Origin of the sequence: Loktanella sp. DSM 29012, assembly GCF_900110705.1 — a bacterium.
Taxonomy (GTDB): Bacteria; Pseudomonadota; Alphaproteobacteria; order Rhodobacterales; family Rhodobacteraceae; genus Loktanella; species Loktanella gaetbuli.
The window spans coordinates 44,816-62,035 of the sequence record NZ_FOEJ01000009.1 but is presented as its reverse complement, the minus strand read 5'-3'; the positions used below and the strand labels follow the sequence as shown (position 1 = coordinate 62,035).

Genomic DNA, 17,220 nt, shown 5'->3' with positions numbered 1-17,220 from the left:
CATGGAACTTCTTGTCGCAACCGCCGTGGGCATGCTCACGGCATCGGGGATCTACATGGTGCTGCGGCTGCGGACCTTTCCGGTGATCATCGGAATTTCGCTGCTGACCTACGCCGTCAACGTGTTCCTGTTCGGATCGGGCCGCCTGCTGCCCAATGCCCCGGCCGTGCTGACCGACGGGGTGGACATCTATTCCGACCCCCTGCCGCAGGCGCTGGTGCTGACCGCCATCGTGATTTCATTCGGCATGACCGCTGTCGTGGTGATCGTGGCGCTGGGGTCATGGCTCGCCAATGACGACGACATGGTGGACACCCCCAACGCGGACACCGAACCAGATGCGGCCGATGACCAAGCGCGCGCGGGGGCCCAATCATGACCCATTGGTTGATCCTGCCCATTCTGCTGCCGGGCATGCTGGCGGCAATCCTGGTGATGGTCACGCGCTATCACCGGGTTTTGCAACGCACCTTTTCGCTGGCCGGATCGGTCCTGACGCTGGCGCTGGCCATCGGTCTGTTCTGGCGCGCATCCGACGGCACCATCGACATCTATCAGCTGGGCAACTGGCAGGCCCCGTTCGGAATCGTGCTGGTCGCGGATCGGCTGTCGACGCTGATGGTGCTGATCACCGCCATTCTGGCGCCGCTGGTCCTGCTTTATGCCATCGGGTCGGGTTGGGATGAACGGGGGCGGCATTTCCATCCGCTGTTCCAGTTCCAGATCATGGGGATCATGGGCGCCTTTCTGACTGGCGACATGTTCAACCTGTTCGTGTTCTTTGAAATCCTGCTGATCGCCAGCTACGGTCTGATGATCCACGGCGGCGGGGCCGACCGGTTGCGCGCGGGCACGCAATACGTGCTGTTCAACCTGCTGGGGTCGACGCTGTTTCTGTTCGCGCTCGGCACGCTTTATGCGCAGACCGGCACGCTGAACATGGCCGACCTTGCCGTGCGGGTGGCCGCGCTCGACCCTGCCGATACCGCCGGCATCCGGGTCGCCGCCGTCCTGCTGCTGCTGGTTTTCGCGATCAAGGCGGCACTCCTTCCGCTGCACTTCTGGTTGCCTGCCAGCTATGCCGAGGCCCCTGCCCCCGTCGCGGCCCTGTTCGCGATCATGACCAAGGTCGGCGCCTATTGCATCATCCGCGTCTATACGCTGGTGTTCCCGACGGACCTGTCGCTGACGCAGGGTCTGTTCGACACATGGATGATGCCCGCCGCATTGCTAACGCTCATGATGGGCATGATCGGCGTACTGGGGTCCAACCGCGTCGACCGTCTGGTCGCCTTTTCTGTCATCGGCTCCATGGGTCTGTTGCTGGCGGCGGTATCGGTGTTCACACCACAAGGCATTGCCGCAGCGCTGTATTATGCCGTGCATTCGACCTTTGCCGCCGCGGCGCTGTTCTTGCTGGTGGACGTGATGCGCGACCGGCGCGGCGACATGGGCGTGCACCTGCGCAACGCGGCCCCCATCGCGGGCGGGGCGCTGGTGGCCGGCATGTTCTTTGTCGCGGCCATCGCCATGACCGGCCTGCCACCACTGTCGGGGTTCATCGGAAAACTGCTGGTCATGACCGCAGCCCTGGATCACCCGCTGGAGGCGTGGATCTGGACCGCAATCCTGATCGGGTCGCTGATCGCGGTCGTAGGCTTTGGTCGCGCGGGCAGCCAGATTTTCTGGAAATCGCATCAGGTCGCAGCCGAAACCACCGTACCTGACAGCGAAGCGGACGAATCCAACACCCCCGAACAGGTTCCTGCCCCGCCCGTGCTGCCTGTCGTGGCCATCGGTGGCACGCTGACGATGCTGGTCGCGCTGACCCTGTTCGCCGGTCCCGTGATGCGAACCATGGATGCAACCGCAGCACAGCTGTTCAACCCCGCGCCCTATATCGACGTTGTCCTGACAACCGAAGGCAAGGTGATCGAAAGCGGCGACTACGGCGATGACACCGGCGGCGATGCCGCCACGGCCGAGGAAGGTTACTGATATGCCCCTGCGCCTGCTCTACCGGATCTTTCCGCACCCGATCCTGACGCTGATCCTGGTCGTGGTATGGTGTCTGCTGCAAAACACCATCACGCTGGGCACAGTGGTGATGGGCCTGATCCTGGGCTTTATCATCCCGATCACGACGGCAGCCTATTGGCCGAACCGTCCCCCTCTGCCCAAACCCTGGCGTTTGGTGAATTACCTCGCGCTGGTGATGTGGGACGTGGTCGTCGCAAACATCGAGGTCGCACGGATCGTGCTGTTCAAATCGAACGCCGCCATGCAGCCCAACTGGGTCGTCATCCCGCTGGACCTGCGCACGCCAGAGGCCATCACCATGCTGGCCGGCACCATCACCCTGACCCCCGGCACCGTCAGCGCGGACCTGTCGGCCGATGGCACGGCCCTGCTGGTGCATGCGCTTGACGCACCCGACCCCGACGCCGTGCGCGACGACATCAAGGCCCGCTACGAATCCCGCCTGAAAAGGATATTTGAGGAATGATTGGAACAGCCGTTATCATCGCAATGGCCGTGGTCGGCCTTGCCCAGATCCTCGCCATGGTCCGCCTTGTGCGTGGACCCATGGTCGGTGACCGTATCCTGGCACTTGATACGATGGTCATCAACGCCATCGCCCTGATCGTCCTGCTTGGCATCCACTGGGGCACCGCCGTCTATTACGAAAGCGCGCTGATCATCGCCATGCTGGGCTTTGTCTCATCGGTCGCGCTGTGTCGTTTCGTGCTGCGGGGGGACATCATCGAATGATCGCAACAATCCTCGACATCCTGATCGTCGCGTCGCTCGCCGTTGGCGCCCTGTTCATTCTGGTGGGCTCCTTTGGTCTGCTGAAACTCGACAATTGCATGTCGCGCCTGCATGCCCCGACCAAGGCCTCAACCCTTGGCATCGGATCGCTGTTGGTGGCGTCGATGCTCAATGCCTTTGCCTATGGCGACGGGTCGCTGAACGAGGTGCTGATCATGGCGTTCCTCTTTGTGACTGCCCCGATCACCGGAAACTTCATCTCGAAAACGCACCTGCATGGCCGCCGCAAACATACCGACGTGCCGCCACCGCCGCAGGACAAGATCTGGGCGACCGACGCCAAGAACACCGGAGCCTGATCTTACATTTTGGGTGCGCGAGATTGCGCACCCAAAAATCCGGTATCCATCTGATTTAAAAGCTAAATACAGGTGATTGCCAATTGGCAATTAGCCCTTTGCACGATCCTTGAGATAGGATTCGACTGCCGCACGGATCGCCGCATCCGGCAGGGTGCTGGAAAATTTCAGCGCCGTCGTTGTGCCCTGCCGGTGCATCGCAACATTCCCCAGCGGATGCGTGTAAACATTGTCGTTGGCGCGACGCTTGCGGGGTGCCTTGCCTGCCGCCTTGAGCCGGGTCATCACCTCGGCCGCCGTCATCCCCTGCCCCGCGATGCGGTCAGCCTCAACCAGCACACGTTCTGCCGCATCGTCCTTAACCATCACGGCGCGCAGCTGACGCGCGTGCAGTTCGCGTACCTCTCGGATCGACGGAAAGGCCGCGACGATCCGCGGGTCCAGCTTCGCCAGTTGCAGGAACCGCGACAGAAACGCGGGCGACACTTGCAAACGGTCGGCCATGACCTTTTGCTGACCACCGTAATAGGTCTCTACCGCGCGGGCGTAATCCTGCGCGCGTTCATAATCGCTGATGTCCTCGCGGTCGCGGTTTTCGATATCGGCAAGGCGAAACGCCTCTTCGTCGGTCAGGTCGCGCTCTTCGATCAGATAGCGGAATTGGGGGTAATTGTTCGCCCGCAGCCAGGACACCGCGAAATGCCGTCGCGCGCCGCAGATCACCTCGTATTCTGCATCCGTGCCGTCCAGCTTGCGCACGATCGCGGGGAACTCTTGCTGGCCCTGTGCGCGCAGCCCTTCGATCAGGTCAGCGCAGTTTTCGGCCGTCAGCAGGTCATAGGCGCGGTTATGCCCTTTCCACATCACGCAGGTGGCCGGATCGACCAGCCGCAACACCTTTTCCTGACGCTGCCCGCCGACCTGATCGGCCATCGCGTTGGATCGTTTCAGAAACCGGGCAGACCCGCGCGGTTCCAGCGTTTCATCTGCACCCAGATCGTTCAGGATGTCGTCAAAAATGGCGTCGTGCTTCTTGCTCATAGGATCCCCTCCTTGCGCAGGCGCGCGGTGTGACTGGGCCATGTCTTGCGAATTTCAGTCTCTATCTCACGGCCAACGGCGTCCAGATAGACCCGGCAGCGCTTGTGCGTCTCCGACCGTGTCGCAGCCCCCGTCAACTCGTAAACCGTCATCAGGTTGGCGGCGGCGTTGTCGATTTCGGCACTGTCCTTCAACACGGCGTTCAGCATGTCTTGCGGGAACACCGCGTCCATCATCCGCTTGATCGCCTGATGCGCGCTTTTCTGGTCGTTCATCTTGGTGGCGAGTATCTTAACAAAGTCATACCCCCGCGTGCCGCCATGTTGCGCAAGCTCGCCCAGCGTGCTGGACATCATTTTCAGAAAATGCGCGGTCGAGCCAAAGTCGATGTTGTTGGGCGGTGCAGGTACGACGATCGCATTCGCGGCCCGCAACACGGAAAGTGAGATCATGCCAAGCGCGGGCGGCGGGTCCAGCAGGATGACGTCAAACTGGTCGGAAATCGTCTCTAACCCCGTCCTTAGTCTATCAAGAACGAAATCCTGTTCGCGCACCATCCGTGCTGCAAATTCGTATTCGGCGTCATACAGCCCCAGGTTTGCCGGGATCAGTGCGATGCCCGGCCAATAGGTCGCCCGCAAGGCATAATGCAGCGTGGACGGCCCGCCGTGGCGAAAGAACGGATAGAGCGTGTCTTCGTCTTCGTCGACGTCCACATCGGGGTTCAGCCCGAACACGCTGGTGGTCGAGGCCTGGCTGTCACAATCGACGACGCAAACGCGGTAGCCCTTTTGTGCCAGGTATTGCGCCAAATGTGCGACAACCGTGGATTTGCCAACCCCACCTTTGAAGTTCTGGATCGCCAGCACCATCGCAGGATCATCAGGCGCACGGTGCGGTAGTGTCCCGAATACCTCGCGCATGCGGTTCACGTCGGCCAGTGAATAGCCTGTGCGCCGGTTGGTATCGGGGTCCTTGTCAGGTGTGGGTAGCCGTCCGTCATCCTCTGCGTCGCGGATCGCCTTTTCGGTGCGGCCGCACATTTCGGCGGCGGTGCGTACGTTATAGCGCACATCCAGCGTCTTGGCCGTGCCCGGTGAAAACACCCGCGCCCGCAACTTTTCGATGACACGCCCTGCACGTGATGCAAGGGCGTCGATCTCTGCCAGCTCGATTGGGTAGCTCTGCTCTTCCATGACCTGTCCGCCATATTGTTTTGCAAGAGAATGCCCTGTGCGGCCTTTGCAGACAAGTGCGATATTCAGCGGTACGCCATTCAAAAATCGAACCCTGGTGCAGTTACAGTCCAGCATTGGAAGTTGCGCAGGTGCGACTAGCAATATGCCATCTGATCCGGGTGTTGATGGCAGTCTAGCGTGTCAGCCATGCAATTGGCCCCCCTGCAAAATCAAAATCCAGAAAAACCCGATCTGTTCAGATATTCGGATTCATCTGTTCGGCAGCCTGGTCCCCCTACCCCGCAAGGCCCGCGCAGCCCTATCCCTTACGGCTTGGGATGGTTTGCGCTACGTCTGGGGTGGGATGGCGATACGTCTGGGGTGGTCTGTCCTTACCTCTGGGGTGGGCGAAATCTTACGTTTCGGGTGGCTCGATCTGGTCGAATCGGCACGAGTGGCGATCCCCTGTTTTCATGCCCTTTGCGATTCGCGGCGGGCCGCGGGTGGTGGTCGAAACCTTACAGATCGGGTGCTGCCCCGCGCGCTTGACTTACACAGATTATCATACAAAAGTAAGCGCAAGCACGTAACGGAAAGTGCGCAGATGGCAAAACCGACGCAGACATCCTACCGTACACTCGACGCGCGGCCCAGTGCCGATACGCTGATCAAACCTGGCGAACTGGTCGACCTGGTCGAGGTGACGCCGCTGACGCTGGCCGATCGGCGCATCTATAACCAGCTGCTGGAAAACGCTTGGGACGCGATCGACAAACCCGTCACGCATGTCATCGCCAAGGCGGATCTGCGCGGCAGCCACAATTCCAATGACCGGATCGGTGAATCCATCGAACGGCTGATGTCGTCCATCGTCAAGATGGAGGTGACCTGGGACGGCAAGCCGGCGATCGAACGGGTGCAGCTACTGGGTGGCAACGTCGAAATGGCGCGCGGCGACGGGTTGTTCGAATACGAAATCCCGGCGCGCCTGCGCAAGGTGATCCGCAATTCCACCGTTTTTGCGCGCCTGCAGCGCGAGGTCATGTTCGCGCTGACGTCCAAATATGCGCTGACACTCTACGAGATGGTGCAGAAACGCGGCAACCTGCGTTGGAAATCGTCTGAGAAATTTACTTTGGATGCCATTCGCGGTGTGCTGGGTGTGCCCAAGGGCAAGCTGACATCATGGTCGAACCTGCGGTTGCGTGCGATCGAACCCGCCGTCGAAGAGGTCTGCGCGCTGTCCGACTACATGGTCGAAATCAACCCGATCAAGACCGGCCGCAGTGTCACCCATGTCGAATTGCGCTGGTGGCGCAAGGACGGTGATGCGACGGGCAAGGCGGAACGGGCCCTCAGCTTTGCCAGCACCGGGCGGCGCCAACGCGCCACCGATGATCCTGACCTGCGCCCGCGCCCCGGGCAACTGGATGCCAAGGGTGCGGCCCTGCAGACCCAGACGTATGAAACGGCCCGGATGCGGTTCCCGGGCTATGATATCTACTACATTGAATCCGCCTGGCGCGACTGGTCGCGGGGCAAGGCACCCGCCGATGACCCCGATCGCGCCTACCTTGCGTTCTTTCGCAAGTTTGCAGAGGCAAATCCGCTCTAAGCGATTGATTGCACGAAAAAATAAGGGCGATTGCCAATTGGCAATCGCGCAACGCCGCGCCCCCTGCCCCGATGAAACGTCGTCATGCGCATCATGCTGAATGGACAAGCGTTGCTGCTTGGGTCACGGTTGTTCGAATGAAGCCTCGTGATCAATTGACCGACCTTGCGCACCTCTGGGGTGCACGACCCGCAACCGATACGGATTGGGATTTCGCGATCTGGTCCCCGGACCGCGACAGCCTTGACCTGATGCTGAACGGGGTCACCCACCCCATGACGCGGGACGCGGACGGTGTGTTTCGCGCCCGATTGCCTGCCCGCGCCGGTGACAGCTATGGCTACATGCTGGATGGCCAGCCGGTCCCGGATCCCGCGTCGCGCAGGCAGGCCGGTGGCGTGCATGATCTGTCGATGCTGACACGACCGCCGCAGGCCCCATCGCCCTGGGTCGGGCGTGACTGGCCCGAGGCGGTGATCTGCGAAATCCACATCGGCACATTCACCGACGCCGGAACGTTTCAGGCCGCGGCGGAAAAACTGGGCGACCTCGCAGCCGTCGGGATCAACACGGTCGAGGTCATGCCCATCGTGCAATTCGGTGGCAACCACGGCTGGGGCTATGACGGTGTGCTGCCCAACGCGGTGCATCCCGCCTATGGCACACCTCAGGATTTCGCCAACTTTGTCGCTGTCGCGCATGATCTGGGGATCAGCGTCATTCTGGATGTGGTCTATAATCACTTCGGCCCTGACGGCGCCTATATCCATGCGTTGACGCCTGCGTTTTTCGACCACGGGCGCAGCACGCCATGGGGGCCGGCGGTTGATTTTACCCAAGACCCGGTGCGGACATTCTTTTTCCAGAACGCGGCCATGTGGGTGAACGATTTTGGTGTCGACGGGTTTCGGTTCGACGCGGTGCACCAACTGGTCGACCCCAGCCCCGAGCCGTTCTTTCACGCCTTGACCGGCGGTTTGCGGGCGATGGATGCGGGCCGGCCGCTGCATCTGATTGCCGAGGATGAACGCAACCTGACGACCGACCGCGACGCCGGTCGCATCGACGCCCAGTGGAACGACGATTTTCACCACGCGGTCCACTGCCTGCTGACCGGCGAGAGCGAGGGGTATTACCGCAATTATGCCGCCGACCCGATGGCCGATCTGACAGGCGCCCTGGCCGAAGGTCAGGTCGAACAGGGCCAGCCCCGCGTCGGCGCCTCGCGGGGGGCGCCGTCAGGACATCTGCCGGCCAGCGCCTTTGTGAATGCCAACCAGACCCACGACCAGATCGGGAACCGCGCGTTGGGCGACCGGCTGATCACGCTTGCCGGGGTCGAGGCAATGCGCATAGCGCATGCCCTGCTGCTGACAGCACCCTATGTGCCGATGCTGTTTCAGGGCGAAGAAATCGGGTCGCGTACCCCGTTCCCGTTCTTCTGCGATTTCACTGGTGATTTGGCCGATGCCGTGCGTAACGGTCGCAAGGCGGAATTTGCTGATTTCGACGGGTTCAAGGGCGATCTGCCGGACCCCTTGGCCGAGGCGACCCGCGACATGGCCCGCCCCTATGCGCATCCGCCAGAGGATGCGGGTGATTGGTCGCGCCTGACGGCGCGTCTGTTGGGCTGGCGGGCGACGCAGGTGATGCCACTGGTACGCAGTGGCGGCGCGCAACCCGCGCGCGTCAGGACAACAGGAACCAGTTCCGCTGTCGCGAGTTGGGGCTACAATGGGGGACATCTCTACGTTGCATTTCATTTCGACCGCTTGCCGGACACGCCACATCTGTGGCCTGACACCGACGCGCGGCTGACGGTGGGTGCGCCGGACAAACCCTTTGGCTTTTGCACATGGACGACACCCGCATGATTCCAGTCACATCGACCTACCGCCTGCAATTGCGCGAAGATGTGACATTCGATGCGGCCACCGGCTTTTTGCCGCATCTGGCGTCGCTGGGGATCAGCCATCTGTATCTCTCGCCGATCTTTGCCGCGCAGGCGGGGTCCACGCACGGGTATGATGTGATCGATGCCAATGTCATCGACCCTGTTCTAGGGGGTGAGGCGGGGTTCGAGAGGCTGGCGGCGGCCGCAGCATCGCACAATATCGGCATCATCATCGACATCGTGCCGAATCACATGGCGTTTTCGTTGCAGACACCCTGGCTGCGCGATGTGTTGCGTCATGGTCAGAACAGCGTCTATGCCCGCCATTTTGACATCAACTGGTCGGACAAGCTGGTCCTGCCGTTTCTGACGGAATCCTTTGCCGATGCGCTGTCGAGTGGCCAAGTCGGCATTGGTCAGGCCGAGGACGGGCCGGTGATGACGGTGGGCGATGGTCTGGCCATTCCGATCGCGCCGGGCAAGGTGACGGCTGATCTGGACGCCTTGCACGCCGCACAGGCCTGGCGTCTGACCCGCTGGGAACGCGAACGCGACAGCATCACGCATCGGCGGTTTTTCAACGTGACGGGTCTGATCGGGATGCGGGTCGAGGACGAACAGGTGTTCGACGACATGCACGCAAAGACGTTCGATCTGATCGACCGCGGGTTGGTGCAGGGGCTGCGTCTGGACCACATCGACGGGCTGGCCGATCCGGGCGGTTATCTCAGGCGGTTGCAGGCGCGGGTCGGGGATTGTCCGATCTGGGTCGAAAAGATCCTGACCGGGGACGAGGTGCTGCCGGATTGGGGGCTAGCGGGCACCACGGGCTATGAGGCGGCGCGCAAGCTGGCGCAGGTGCTGACCGATCCACAGGGCCACGCACGTATCGTCAGCGACTGGCGCGCCGCGACAGGCGAGACGGGGTCGTTTCACGACGCGATCCAGACCGCCAAGCACGAGGTGCTGCGGCAGGAACTGGCCGCCGAAATGCTGGACCTGATCGATCTGGGGCATCGTGCCACGCAGGCGGATGCGCGTGAGCAGGGCGGCGAGGCGCTGCGCGAGGCAGTGATCGCGCTTTTGATCGCATTTCCCCGATATAGACCCTATTTTTGTCAGACCGTTCAGCGTCCAGAGGACCTGGCGCTGATGGAGAGGGTCACGACCGAGGCTGCGGCAGACCTGCGCAACGGGGCGGTCGTGCAGCAGTTGGCAGGGTTTATCACGGCCCCCGGCACAGACGCTGCCCGCGCGTTCCAGGTGCGGTTCCAGCAGGTCACGGGCGCATTGCTGGCCAAATCGCACGAGGACACCGCCGGGTTCCGCTGGAACGCCTATCTGGCGGCAAACGAGGTTGGTGCCGATCCCGATGCAGCCACGATCACGGCGGATGGCATGCAGGACTGGTTGGCCACACGGCAGGGCAGCGCATTGACCCTGACCTCCAGCCACGACACCAAACGGTCAGAGGACGCGCGGATGCGGCTGGTGGCGATCAGTCACTTGCCGGATGATTTTGCGGCACTGGTGGACCGGGTCGCGGGGCTGGATGGGGCAGGGGTGGCCTGCGCGAATGACCGCTGGTACCTGACACAGGTGGCCCTTGCGATCTGGGGCGAGGATGATCTGGACCAGCGGGTGCACGACCACGTGGTCAAGGCCCTGCGCGAGGGCAAGACCATCACGAACTGGATCTATCCCGACACCGAGGCCGAAAATCGGGTCCTGTCGCTGATCCCGAAACTGACGGCCGATTGGGCGGCGGCACGGCCTGGGGCACTGATGCGGCTGATTGCGCGGGGCGAGGTGCTGTCACTGATCCAGACGGCATTGAAACTCACTATGCCCGGTGTGCCCGACATTTACCGTGGCTGCGAGGGGCCGCATTTCGCGCTGACTGATCCCGACAACCGTCTGCCGGTCGATTTGGATGCGCTGATGGCCCTGACCGAGGCATCGGGGTTCGCCGGGCAAAAGGCGCGGCTGACCCATGCCGTGCTGCGCGCCCGGCGGGACGATCCGGCGTTCTGGGATGGGGCTGCCGTGCAGTTTGCCGCAACCGGGGCGGGATTTGTGCTGACGCGGGTCGGGGAAGGTGGCCGCGTAACGGTCACCTGCGATCCGAACGGTGCCGATCTGGGGGCAGGAACGCTGATGAAAGAGGCATTGCCCGGTCTGCGCGTCGATTTTTCACCAGAATGATCTGAAACAACCGGTTGCGGTTGGATTGTCGCGGGCCCGTGGGCCACTATCTAGGCGACACAGCCAATCGCGACCTCAGGGCATAGACTGCCCGCTATTGGACAAAACCGATGACACAGCACAACAGCGCCATTGCGGCGTTTGACCGTTCCCTTGCGCGTCCCGATGCGTTGGGGGCGGACCCCCACAGCGGCGGGACGAATTTCGCGCTGTTTTCCGGCAATGCGACAGCTGTCGAGCTGTGCCTGTTCGACGAAAGCGGTCAGCATGAAACCGCCCGGCTGGAACTGCCCGAAATGGAAGGCGGCATCTATTACGGGTTCTTGCCGGGCATCGGGGCAGGGCAGCGTTATGGCTACCGCGTGCATGGTCCCTACGCGCCGCATGAGGGGCATCGGTTCAATGCAAACAAGCTGCTGCTGGACCCCTACGCCAAGGCGCTGATGGGCAACATCGTCTGGGACGATGCGCTGTTCGGCTACACCATCGGCGAGGATGACCTGAGTTTCGATCCACGCTGCTCAGCCGCGTTCATGCCAAAGGGCGTGGTGGTCGAGAACCAGTTCGAATGGTCGGCCAAGGAAACGCTGAACCACAGATTCAAGGACACCGTGATCTATGAGGGGCACGTCAAGGGATTGACCATGCGCCACCCCGGCATCGCACAGGCGGACCGGGGCACCTTTGTCGCGCTGTCAGCCGACCCGATTCTGGAGCATCTGACGAAAATCGGCGTCACCGCGATCGAACTGCTGCCGATCCATGCCTTTGCCCAGGATCGGCACCTGCTGGAAAAGGGGCTGTCGAATTACTGGGGCTATAACACGCTGTCGTTTTTCGCCCCGCATCAGGCCTACCTCAAGGGCTACGACATCGCCGAGGTGAAACGCGCCATCGACCGGTTCCATCAGGCGGGCATCGAGGTGATCCTGGACGTGGTGTACAACCACACCGCCGAAGGCAGCGAACTTGGGCCGACGCTGTCGTTCCGCGGCATCGACAATGCCAGTTATTATCTGGGTTCCGATGATCCACGCTATGCCTTTGACACGACCGGCACCGGCAACACGGTGAACGTGGCGCATCCGATGGTTTTGCGTATGGTATTGGATTCATTGCGTTATTGGGTAGAGGTGATGCATGTGGACGGGTTCCGTTTCGACCTGGCCAGCACCTTGGGGCGTGAAATCACCGGGTTTGAACGCGAAGGCGCGTTTTTCGCCGCGATCCGGCAGGACCCGACGCTGAGCCGGGTCAAACTGATTGCCGAACCCTGGGATATCGGTGATGGCGGTTATCAGGTCGGCGGGTTTCCCTGGCCGTTTCGCGAATGGAACGACAAGGCCCGCGACGACATCCGGGCCTATTGGCGTGGTGACGACAGTCTGGTGCCCCGGATCAGCGAGCGGCTGTCGGGATCGCCCGTGCAGTTCGACCATGACATGCGGCCTGCGACATCCTCGATCAACTTTGTTGCGGCGCACGACGGGTTCACCCTTTGGGACACGGTCAGTTACAACGACAAGCATAACGCGGCGAATGGCGAGGATGGCCGCGACGGCCACGACCACAACATTTCCGACAACATGGGTGCAGAGGGACCGACCGACGATCCCGCGGTCCTTGCTGCGCGCAGACGCCGTGTGCGCGCCATGCTGACCACGCTGGCGGTGTCGCAGGGCGTGCCGATGATTCTGGCCGGGGACGAGATGGGTCAGACCCAGCACGGCAACAACAACGCTTATTGTCAGGATAACGAACTGACCTGGATCGACTGGGAAAATGCAGATGCAACGCTGATTGCCGCGACCGCGCGCGCCTTTGCCTGGCGGCGGGCGCTGGACGGTTTCGTCGATCCGAAATTCGGCACATCCGATCCCAGCAGCGGCAAGCGGACGTTGTGGTATCATCCCGAAGGCCGCGAGATGGCAGAGGACGATTGGTCCGACGGCGGGCTGCGCGCCTTTGCCAAGCGGATCATGGGGCTGGATCATGGTGACGTGTTCATCATCCTCAACGCAGGCGAGGACGTGACCTTTGCCCTGCCAGAGGGCGCATGGACCAAACAGCTGGACAGCAACGACGACATCGCACCCGCGCAGGTGTCGGGCGATATCGTCGTCAATCAACAGACCGTCGTGGTGCTGACCCGTGACGGTGCGGTGGCCTAGGCGGGTTTCGCCAGCATCCGAGTGACGCTGTCCTGCACCATGTCGCGGATCTGGGTCTGCATCATCGCCAGCATCAGCGGCACCTTGACCTGACCGCTGACGGCGCTGTCGGACAGGACGGAATCCACGGTGATGGTTTGGCCCATCGCCTTGATCGACAGGATCATGCCGTCATCGCCCACGCGTTCGGCCTGCACGTCGCCGCCGCCGGGAATGGCCTTTTCCAGCTTGGGGATACCGGCAAGCAGGCGTGCGGCCGCGTCTTCCTTGGGCAATGCGTGGGGGACGTTGAAATCGACAGAGGGCATGGGCGATCCTTTCATGGGTGCCGTATGACCTAGCGTGATTGGCGGGCCGCGTCACGGGTGCTGGACAGGTGACGATGCGTCGGACAGTCTGCACCGGGATGGAGGGACGATCATGGGACGATTGGACGGCAAACGCGTGCTGGTCACGGCGGCGGGGCAGGGTATCGGGCGTGCCTCTGCCATTGCGATGGCGGCCGAAGGGGCGTTGGTTTTCGCCAGTGACGTGAACCCTGACCTGTTGGCGGATCTGGACGGGATCACGGCCCTGGCGCTGGATGTGCGCGATGATGCATCCGTCAGGGCGGGCGTGGCGCAAGCCCGGCCCGATGCGTTGTTCAACTGCGCGGGCATCGTCCCGCACGGGTCAGTGCTGACGGCGACTGATGACGACTGGGCCGCGACCTTTGATCTGAACGTGACGTCGATGTTTCGCACGATCCGCGCGGCGCTGCCGGGGATGCTGGACCGGGGTGCGGGCAGCATCGTGAACATGTCGTCGGCCTGTTCGTCGATCATCGGCGCACCTGATCGGTTCATCTATGGCACGACCAAGGCGGCGGTGATCGGGCTGACGAAATCGGTCGCGGTCGATTACATCACCCGTGGAATTCGCTGCAACTGCATCTGTCCGGGCACCGTTGACAGCCCCAGCTGGCAGGACCGCGTCACGGCGCTGGGGGCGGAACTGGGCAGTCGTGACGCGGCGCTGGACCGTTTCGTCCAACGTCAGCCGATGGGCCGGGTGGCGACGGCGCAGGAAATCGCGGCCCTTGTGGTCTATCTTGCGAGCGACGAAAGTGCGTTCACCACCGGGCAGCCGCATGTCATCGACGGCGGCTGGTCGGGTTGATCGCAAGGGAGGACAGGCATGAAACTGGTGAGATACGGCGCGGAAGGTGCGGAAAAACCCGGCATGATGGTGGGTGACGCGCTGCATGATCTGTCCGGTGTCGTGGATGACATCGCGGGGGACGTGCTGTCGGACGCTGGGTTGGCCCGGCTGCGGGCGCTGGACCCCGCCGATCTGCCGGTGGTGGCGGGCAACCCGCGTCTGGGGCCATGTGTGGGGTCCATCGGCAAGATGCTGTGCATCGGGTTGAACTATTCGGATCACGCCGCCGAGGCCGGCATGCCGATCCCCGAACATCCCATTTTGTTCATGAAGGCGACATCGGCCATCGTGGGGCCAAATGATGACGTGATGATCCCGCGCGGGTCCACGAACACCGACTGGGAGGTCGAGCTGGGCGTGGTCATCGGCACACGGGCGAAACACGTCAGTGCCGCACAGGCGCTGGACCATGTCGCGGGCTATTGCATCGTCAACGACGTGTCGGAACGGCATTACCAGACCGGGCTGACGGGACAGTGGACCAAGGGCAAGAGCTGCGACACCTTTGGCCCGACGGGTCCGTGGCTGGTCACCCGCGACGCGGTGCCGGACCCGCAGGCGCTGGACATGTGGCTGGATGTGAACGGTGTACGGCGGCAAACCGGATCGACCGCCACGATGATTTTCACCGTGGCCCAGATTATCGAACATCTGTCCGGGCTTATGACCCTGCACCCCGGTGACGTGATTTCCACCGGCACACCGCCGGGCGTGGGCATGGGGATGAAACCGCATCCTGTCTATCTGCAGGCCGGTGACGTCATGGAACTGGGGATCGCGGGACTAGGCAAACAGCGGCAGGCGCTGGTGCAAGAGGACTGACAGGGCAGGGGGCGCGGCAGGTCAGCCGCGCCCCCCTTGAACAGATCAGTGACTGTCGCGCGGCAACCCCTTGCGCGCGATGTCGCGGTGATCGGTCGTGCCGCGCAGGGTCATGCCCTCTGACAGCGGTTCCACCAGATCGCGGAAAATGTCCTGCCACGGCGACTGGCTGGCGGGGATCGGATAGCCGCCCTTTGCGATCAGCGCGTCGCGCCGGGCGGTCAGTTCATCTTCTGGCACCAGGATATTGGCCGAACAGGTGTTCAGGTCGATGCGGATGCGGTCGCCGGTTTGCAGCAGCGCCAAGCCGCCGTTGTCCGCCGCCTCGGGCGAGGCGTTCAGGATCGAGGGGCTGCCGGATGTGCCGGACTGGCGTCCGTCACCGATGCAGGGCAGGGCGTGGATACCCTGTTTAATCAGGTAATTGGGTGGGCGCATGTTCACGACCTCGGCCGCACCGGGATAGCCCTTGGGCCCGGCACCGCGCATCACCAAGATGCAGTCGCGGTCGATGTTTTCTGCCGGATCGTCGACACGGTGGTGAAAATCCTCTGGTCCGTCGAACACCACGGCGCGGCCCTCGAACGCATTGGGGTCATCCGGGTTTTCCAGATAGGCGGCACGGAATGCGGCACCGATCACGGATGTTTTCATGATCGCGCTGTCGAACAGGTTGCCCGACAGGTTGATGAACCCGGCACTGGCCATCAGCGGCAGGCTGGCGGGATGGATCACGTCGTCGTTCACGGTCCGGCGCAGACCGCAGTTGTCCTGCATGGTCCGGCCATTGACCGTCAGCGCGTCCGGATGCGGCAGCATGTCGGCGGCGATCAGTTCGCCGATAACGGCAGGCACGCCGCCTGCGCGGTGATAATCTTCGCCCAGGTATGTGCCAGAAGGTTGCAGGTTCACCAGCAGCGGCACGCGGTGGCCGACCTGTTGCCAGTCGTCGTTGGTCAGGGTGATGCCCAGATGTTTTGCAATCGCATTCAGGTGAATCGGCGCGTTGGTCGATCCACCGATGGCGGAATTCACGACAATCGCGTTTTCGAATGCGGCGCGCGTCATGACGTCGGTGGGGCGCAGGTCGTCCCAGACCATGTCCACGATCCGCAGGCCAGTTTCATAGCTGATCTGCCCGCGTTCGCGGTAGGGGGCGGGGATCGCCGCGGCACCGGGCAGTTGCATCCCCAGAGCCTCGGCCAGTGAATTCATCGTGGTTGCGGTGCCCATCGTGTTGCAATAGCCCACCGAAGGGGCAGAGGCGGCGGCCATGTCCATGAACTGGTCGTCGTTGATTTCACCGGCGGCCAGCATTTCGCGGGCCTTCCAGATGACGGTGCCGGACCCCGCGCGTTCGCCCTCGTGCCAGCCGTTCAGCATCGGGCCGACCGACAGCGCGATGGCCGGGATATTGACGGTGGCGGCGGCCATCAGCAGGGCAGGGGTCGTCTTGTCACAGCCGATGGTCAGCACCACGCCGTCGATGGGATAACCATAAAGCGCCTCGACCAGACCGAGGTAGGCCAGGTTGCGGTCCAGACTGGCGGTGGGTCGTTTGCCGGTTTCCTGGATCGGATGCACCGGAATTTCGATCGGCACGCCACCGGCGGCGATGATGCCGTCGCGCACCCGTTTGGCCAGTTCGATATGGTGGCGGTTGCACGGCGACAGGTCGCTGCCGGTCTGGGCGATCCCGATGATCGGCTTGCCGCCCTGCAATTCCGCCCGTGTCATGCCGTAGTTGAGATAGCGTTCCAGATAGAGCGCGGTCATCTCCGGGTTGTCAGGATTGTTGAACCATTGCGCAGAGCGGAGGTCCTTTGGGGCGATCTTTGGCACGGGTGACGTCCTTTGAATTCGGTTCGCGTGTTTTGAACATATCGAAACGCCGCTTTCCAGTGGCAGATGAATCCCGGCGGTCGCGCAGGCACGGTCAGCGCCCACCCATTATGCGGTGCAA

Annotated in this window: 15 protein-coding genes; 11 read left to right on the top strand and 4 right to left on the bottom strand. The window is 62.5% G+C overall.

Annotation, left to right across the window (positions count from 1 at the left end; genetic code table 11):
- Position 1 precedes the first annotated feature (1 nt).
- Genes BMX27_RS15750 through BMX27_RS15730 form a run of 5 tightly spaced genes read left to right on the top strand, consistent with a single transcriptional unit; the run spans position 2 to position 3,131 of the window.
- Positions 2 to 379, top strand: a complete 378-nt coding sequence (locus BMX27_RS15750; RefSeq protein WP_090161213.1) for a Na+/H+ antiporter subunit C — start codon at positions 2 to 4, stop codon at positions 377 to 379.
- Positions 376 to 1,998 carry a monovalent cation/H+ antiporter subunit D gene (locus tag BMX27_RS15745; RefSeq protein ID WP_090161211.1) on the top strand — a complete coding sequence of 541 codons (1,623 nt, stop codon included), beginning with the start codon at positions 376 to 378 and terminating at the stop codon, positions 1,996 to 1,998. Before BMX27_RS15750 ends, BMX27_RS15745 begins: the two co-directional genes overlap by 4 nt.
- Positions 1,999 to 2,005: 7 nt before the next feature.
- Positions 2,006 to 2,506: a Na+/H+ antiporter subunit E gene (locus tag BMX27_RS15740; RefSeq protein WP_090161242.1), complete on the top strand. Its 501-nt coding sequence runs from the start codon at positions 2,006 to 2,008 to the stop codon at positions 2,504 to 2,506.
- Complete coding sequence (locus BMX27_RS15735; RefSeq protein WP_090161209.1) at positions 2,503 to 2,772, top strand: K+/H+ antiporter subunit F; 270 nt, start codon at positions 2,503 to 2,505, stop codon at positions 2,770 to 2,772. Before BMX27_RS15740 ends, BMX27_RS15735 begins: the two co-directional genes overlap by 4 nt.
- Entirely contained in the window at positions 2,769 to 3,131 is a 363-nt protein-coding gene (locus tag BMX27_RS15730; RefSeq protein WP_090161206.1) for a Na+/H+ antiporter subunit G, read from the top strand. Before BMX27_RS15735 ends, BMX27_RS15730 begins: the two co-directional genes overlap by 4 nt.
- 90 nt (positions 3,132 to 3,221) lie before the next feature.
- Here BMX27_RS15730 and BMX27_RS15725 read toward each other — a convergent pair whose 3' ends face one another.
- Entirely contained in the window at positions 3,222 to 4,172 is a 951-nt protein-coding gene (locus BMX27_RS15725) for a ParB/RepB/Spo0J family partition protein (RefSeq protein WP_090161204.1), read from the bottom strand.
- On the bottom strand, positions 4,169 to 5,368 hold the full coding sequence (locus BMX27_RS15720) for an AAA family ATPase (RefSeq protein WP_090161202.1): 1,200 nt from the start codon (positions 5,366 to 5,368) through the stop codon (positions 4,169 to 4,171). Before BMX27_RS15720 ends, BMX27_RS15725 begins: the two co-directional genes overlap by 4 nt.
- A 586-nt stretch (positions 5,369 to 5,954) precedes the next feature.
- Here BMX27_RS15720 and BMX27_RS15715 point away from each other — a divergent pair.
- From BMX27_RS15715 to glgX, 4 genes are all read left to right on the top strand, one after another.
- The gene (locus BMX27_RS15715; protein WP_090161200.1) at positions 5,955 to 6,965 is read left to right on the top strand and encodes a replication initiation protein; all 1,011 of its coding nucleotides are present in this window, start codon (positions 5,955 to 5,957) and stop codon (positions 6,963 to 6,965) included.
- A gap of 137 nt (positions 6,966 to 7,102) precedes the next feature.
- The gene (treZ, locus tag BMX27_RS15710) at positions 7,103 to 8,839 is read left to right on the top strand and encodes a malto-oligosyltrehalose trehalohydrolase (RefSeq protein WP_177172757.1); all 1,737 of its coding nucleotides are present in this window, start codon (positions 7,103 to 7,105) and stop codon (positions 8,837 to 8,839) included.
- Positions 8,836 to 11,064: a malto-oligosyltrehalose synthase gene (gene treY / locus BMX27_RS15705; protein ID WP_090161240.1), complete on the top strand. Its 2,229-nt coding sequence runs from the start codon at positions 8,836 to 8,838 to the stop codon at positions 11,062 to 11,064. Before treZ ends, treY begins: the two co-directional genes overlap by 4 nt.
- A 110-nt stretch (positions 11,065 to 11,174) precedes the next feature.
- The gene (glgX, locus tag BMX27_RS15700) at positions 11,175 to 13,235 is read left to right on the top strand and encodes a glycogen debranching protein GlgX (RefSeq protein ID WP_090161196.1); all 2,061 of its coding nucleotides are present in this window, start codon (positions 11,175 to 11,177) and stop codon (positions 13,233 to 13,235) included.
- Here the strand turns inward: glgX and BMX27_RS15695 are convergent.
- On the bottom strand, positions 13,232 to 13,543 hold the full coding sequence (locus BMX27_RS15695; RefSeq protein WP_056037791.1) for a polyhydroxyalkanoic acid system family protein: 312 nt from the start codon (positions 13,541 to 13,543) through the stop codon (positions 13,232 to 13,234). The two genes, glgX and BMX27_RS15695, sit on opposite strands and share 4 nt — an antisense overlap.
- A 112-nt stretch (positions 13,544 to 13,655) precedes the next feature.
- Between BMX27_RS15695 and BMX27_RS15690 the strand changes: the two genes are divergently transcribed.
- Positions 13,656 to 14,393, top strand: a complete 738-nt coding sequence (locus BMX27_RS15690; protein ID WP_090161194.1) for an SDR family oxidoreductase — start codon at positions 13,656 to 13,658, stop codon at positions 14,391 to 14,393.
- An 18-nt stretch (positions 14,394 to 14,411) separates the two neighbouring features.
- On the top strand, positions 14,412 to 15,257 hold the full coding sequence (locus BMX27_RS15685; protein WP_090161192.1) for a fumarylacetoacetate hydrolase family protein: 846 nt from the start codon (positions 14,412 to 14,414) through the stop codon (positions 15,255 to 15,257).
- Positions 15,258 to 15,302: 45 nt separating this feature from the next.
- On the opposite strand, the gene BMX27_RS15680 is transcribed toward BMX27_RS15685, so the two are convergent.
- On the bottom strand, positions 15,303 to 17,099 hold the full coding sequence (locus BMX27_RS15680; protein ID WP_090161190.1) for an IlvD/Edd family dehydratase: 1,797 nt from the start codon (positions 17,097 to 17,099) through the stop codon (positions 15,303 to 15,305).
- Positions 17,100 to 17,220 lie beyond the last annotated feature (121 nt).

Bases quoted from the DNA above. Each gene is read 5' to 3' on its own strand.
- BMX27_RS15750 (WP_090161213.1), top strand. From the start codon at position 2: ATGGAACTTCTTGTCGCAACCGCCGTGGGCATGCTCACGGCATCGGGG.
- BMX27_RS15745 (WP_090161211.1), top strand. From the start codon at position 376: ATGACCCATTGGTTGATCCTGCCCATTCTGCTGCCGGGCATGCTGGCG.
- BMX27_RS15735 (WP_090161209.1), top strand. From the start codon at position 2,503: ATGATTGGAACAGCCGTTATCATCGCAATGGCCGTGGTCGGCCTTGCC.
- BMX27_RS15730 (WP_090161206.1), top strand. From the start codon at position 2,769: ATGATCGCAACAATCCTCGACATCCTGATCGTCGCGTCGCTCGCCGTT.
- BMX27_RS15725 (WP_090161204.1), bottom strand. From the start codon at position 4,172: ATGAGCAAGAAGCACGACGCCATTTTTGACGACATCCTGAACGATCTG.
- BMX27_RS15720 (WP_090161202.1), bottom strand. From the start codon at position 5,368: ATGGAAGAGCAGAGCTACCCAATCGAGCTGGCAGAGATCGACGCCCTT.
- BMX27_RS15715 (WP_090161200.1), top strand. From the start codon at position 5,955: ATGGCAAAACCGACGCAGACATCCTACCGTACACTCGACGCGCGGCCC.
- treZ (WP_177172757.1), top strand. From the start codon at position 7,103: ATGAAGCCTCGTGATCAATTGACCGACCTTGCGCACCTCTGGGGTGCA.
- treY (WP_090161240.1), top strand. From the start codon at position 8,836: ATGATTCCAGTCACATCGACCTACCGCCTGCAATTGCGCGAAGATGTG.
- glgX (WP_090161196.1), top strand. From the start codon at position 11,175: ATGACACAGCACAACAGCGCCATTGCGGCGTTTGACCGTTCCCTTGCG.
- BMX27_RS15695 (WP_056037791.1), bottom strand. From the start codon at position 13,543: ATGCCCTCTGTCGATTTCAACGTCCCCCACGCATTGCCCAAGGAAGAC.
- BMX27_RS15690 (WP_090161194.1), top strand. From the start codon at position 13,656: ATGGGACGATTGGACGGCAAACGCGTGCTGGTCACGGCGGCGGGGCAG.
- BMX27_RS15685 (WP_090161192.1), top strand. From the start codon at position 14,412: ATGAAACTGGTGAGATACGGCGCGGAAGGTGCGGAAAAACCCGGCATG.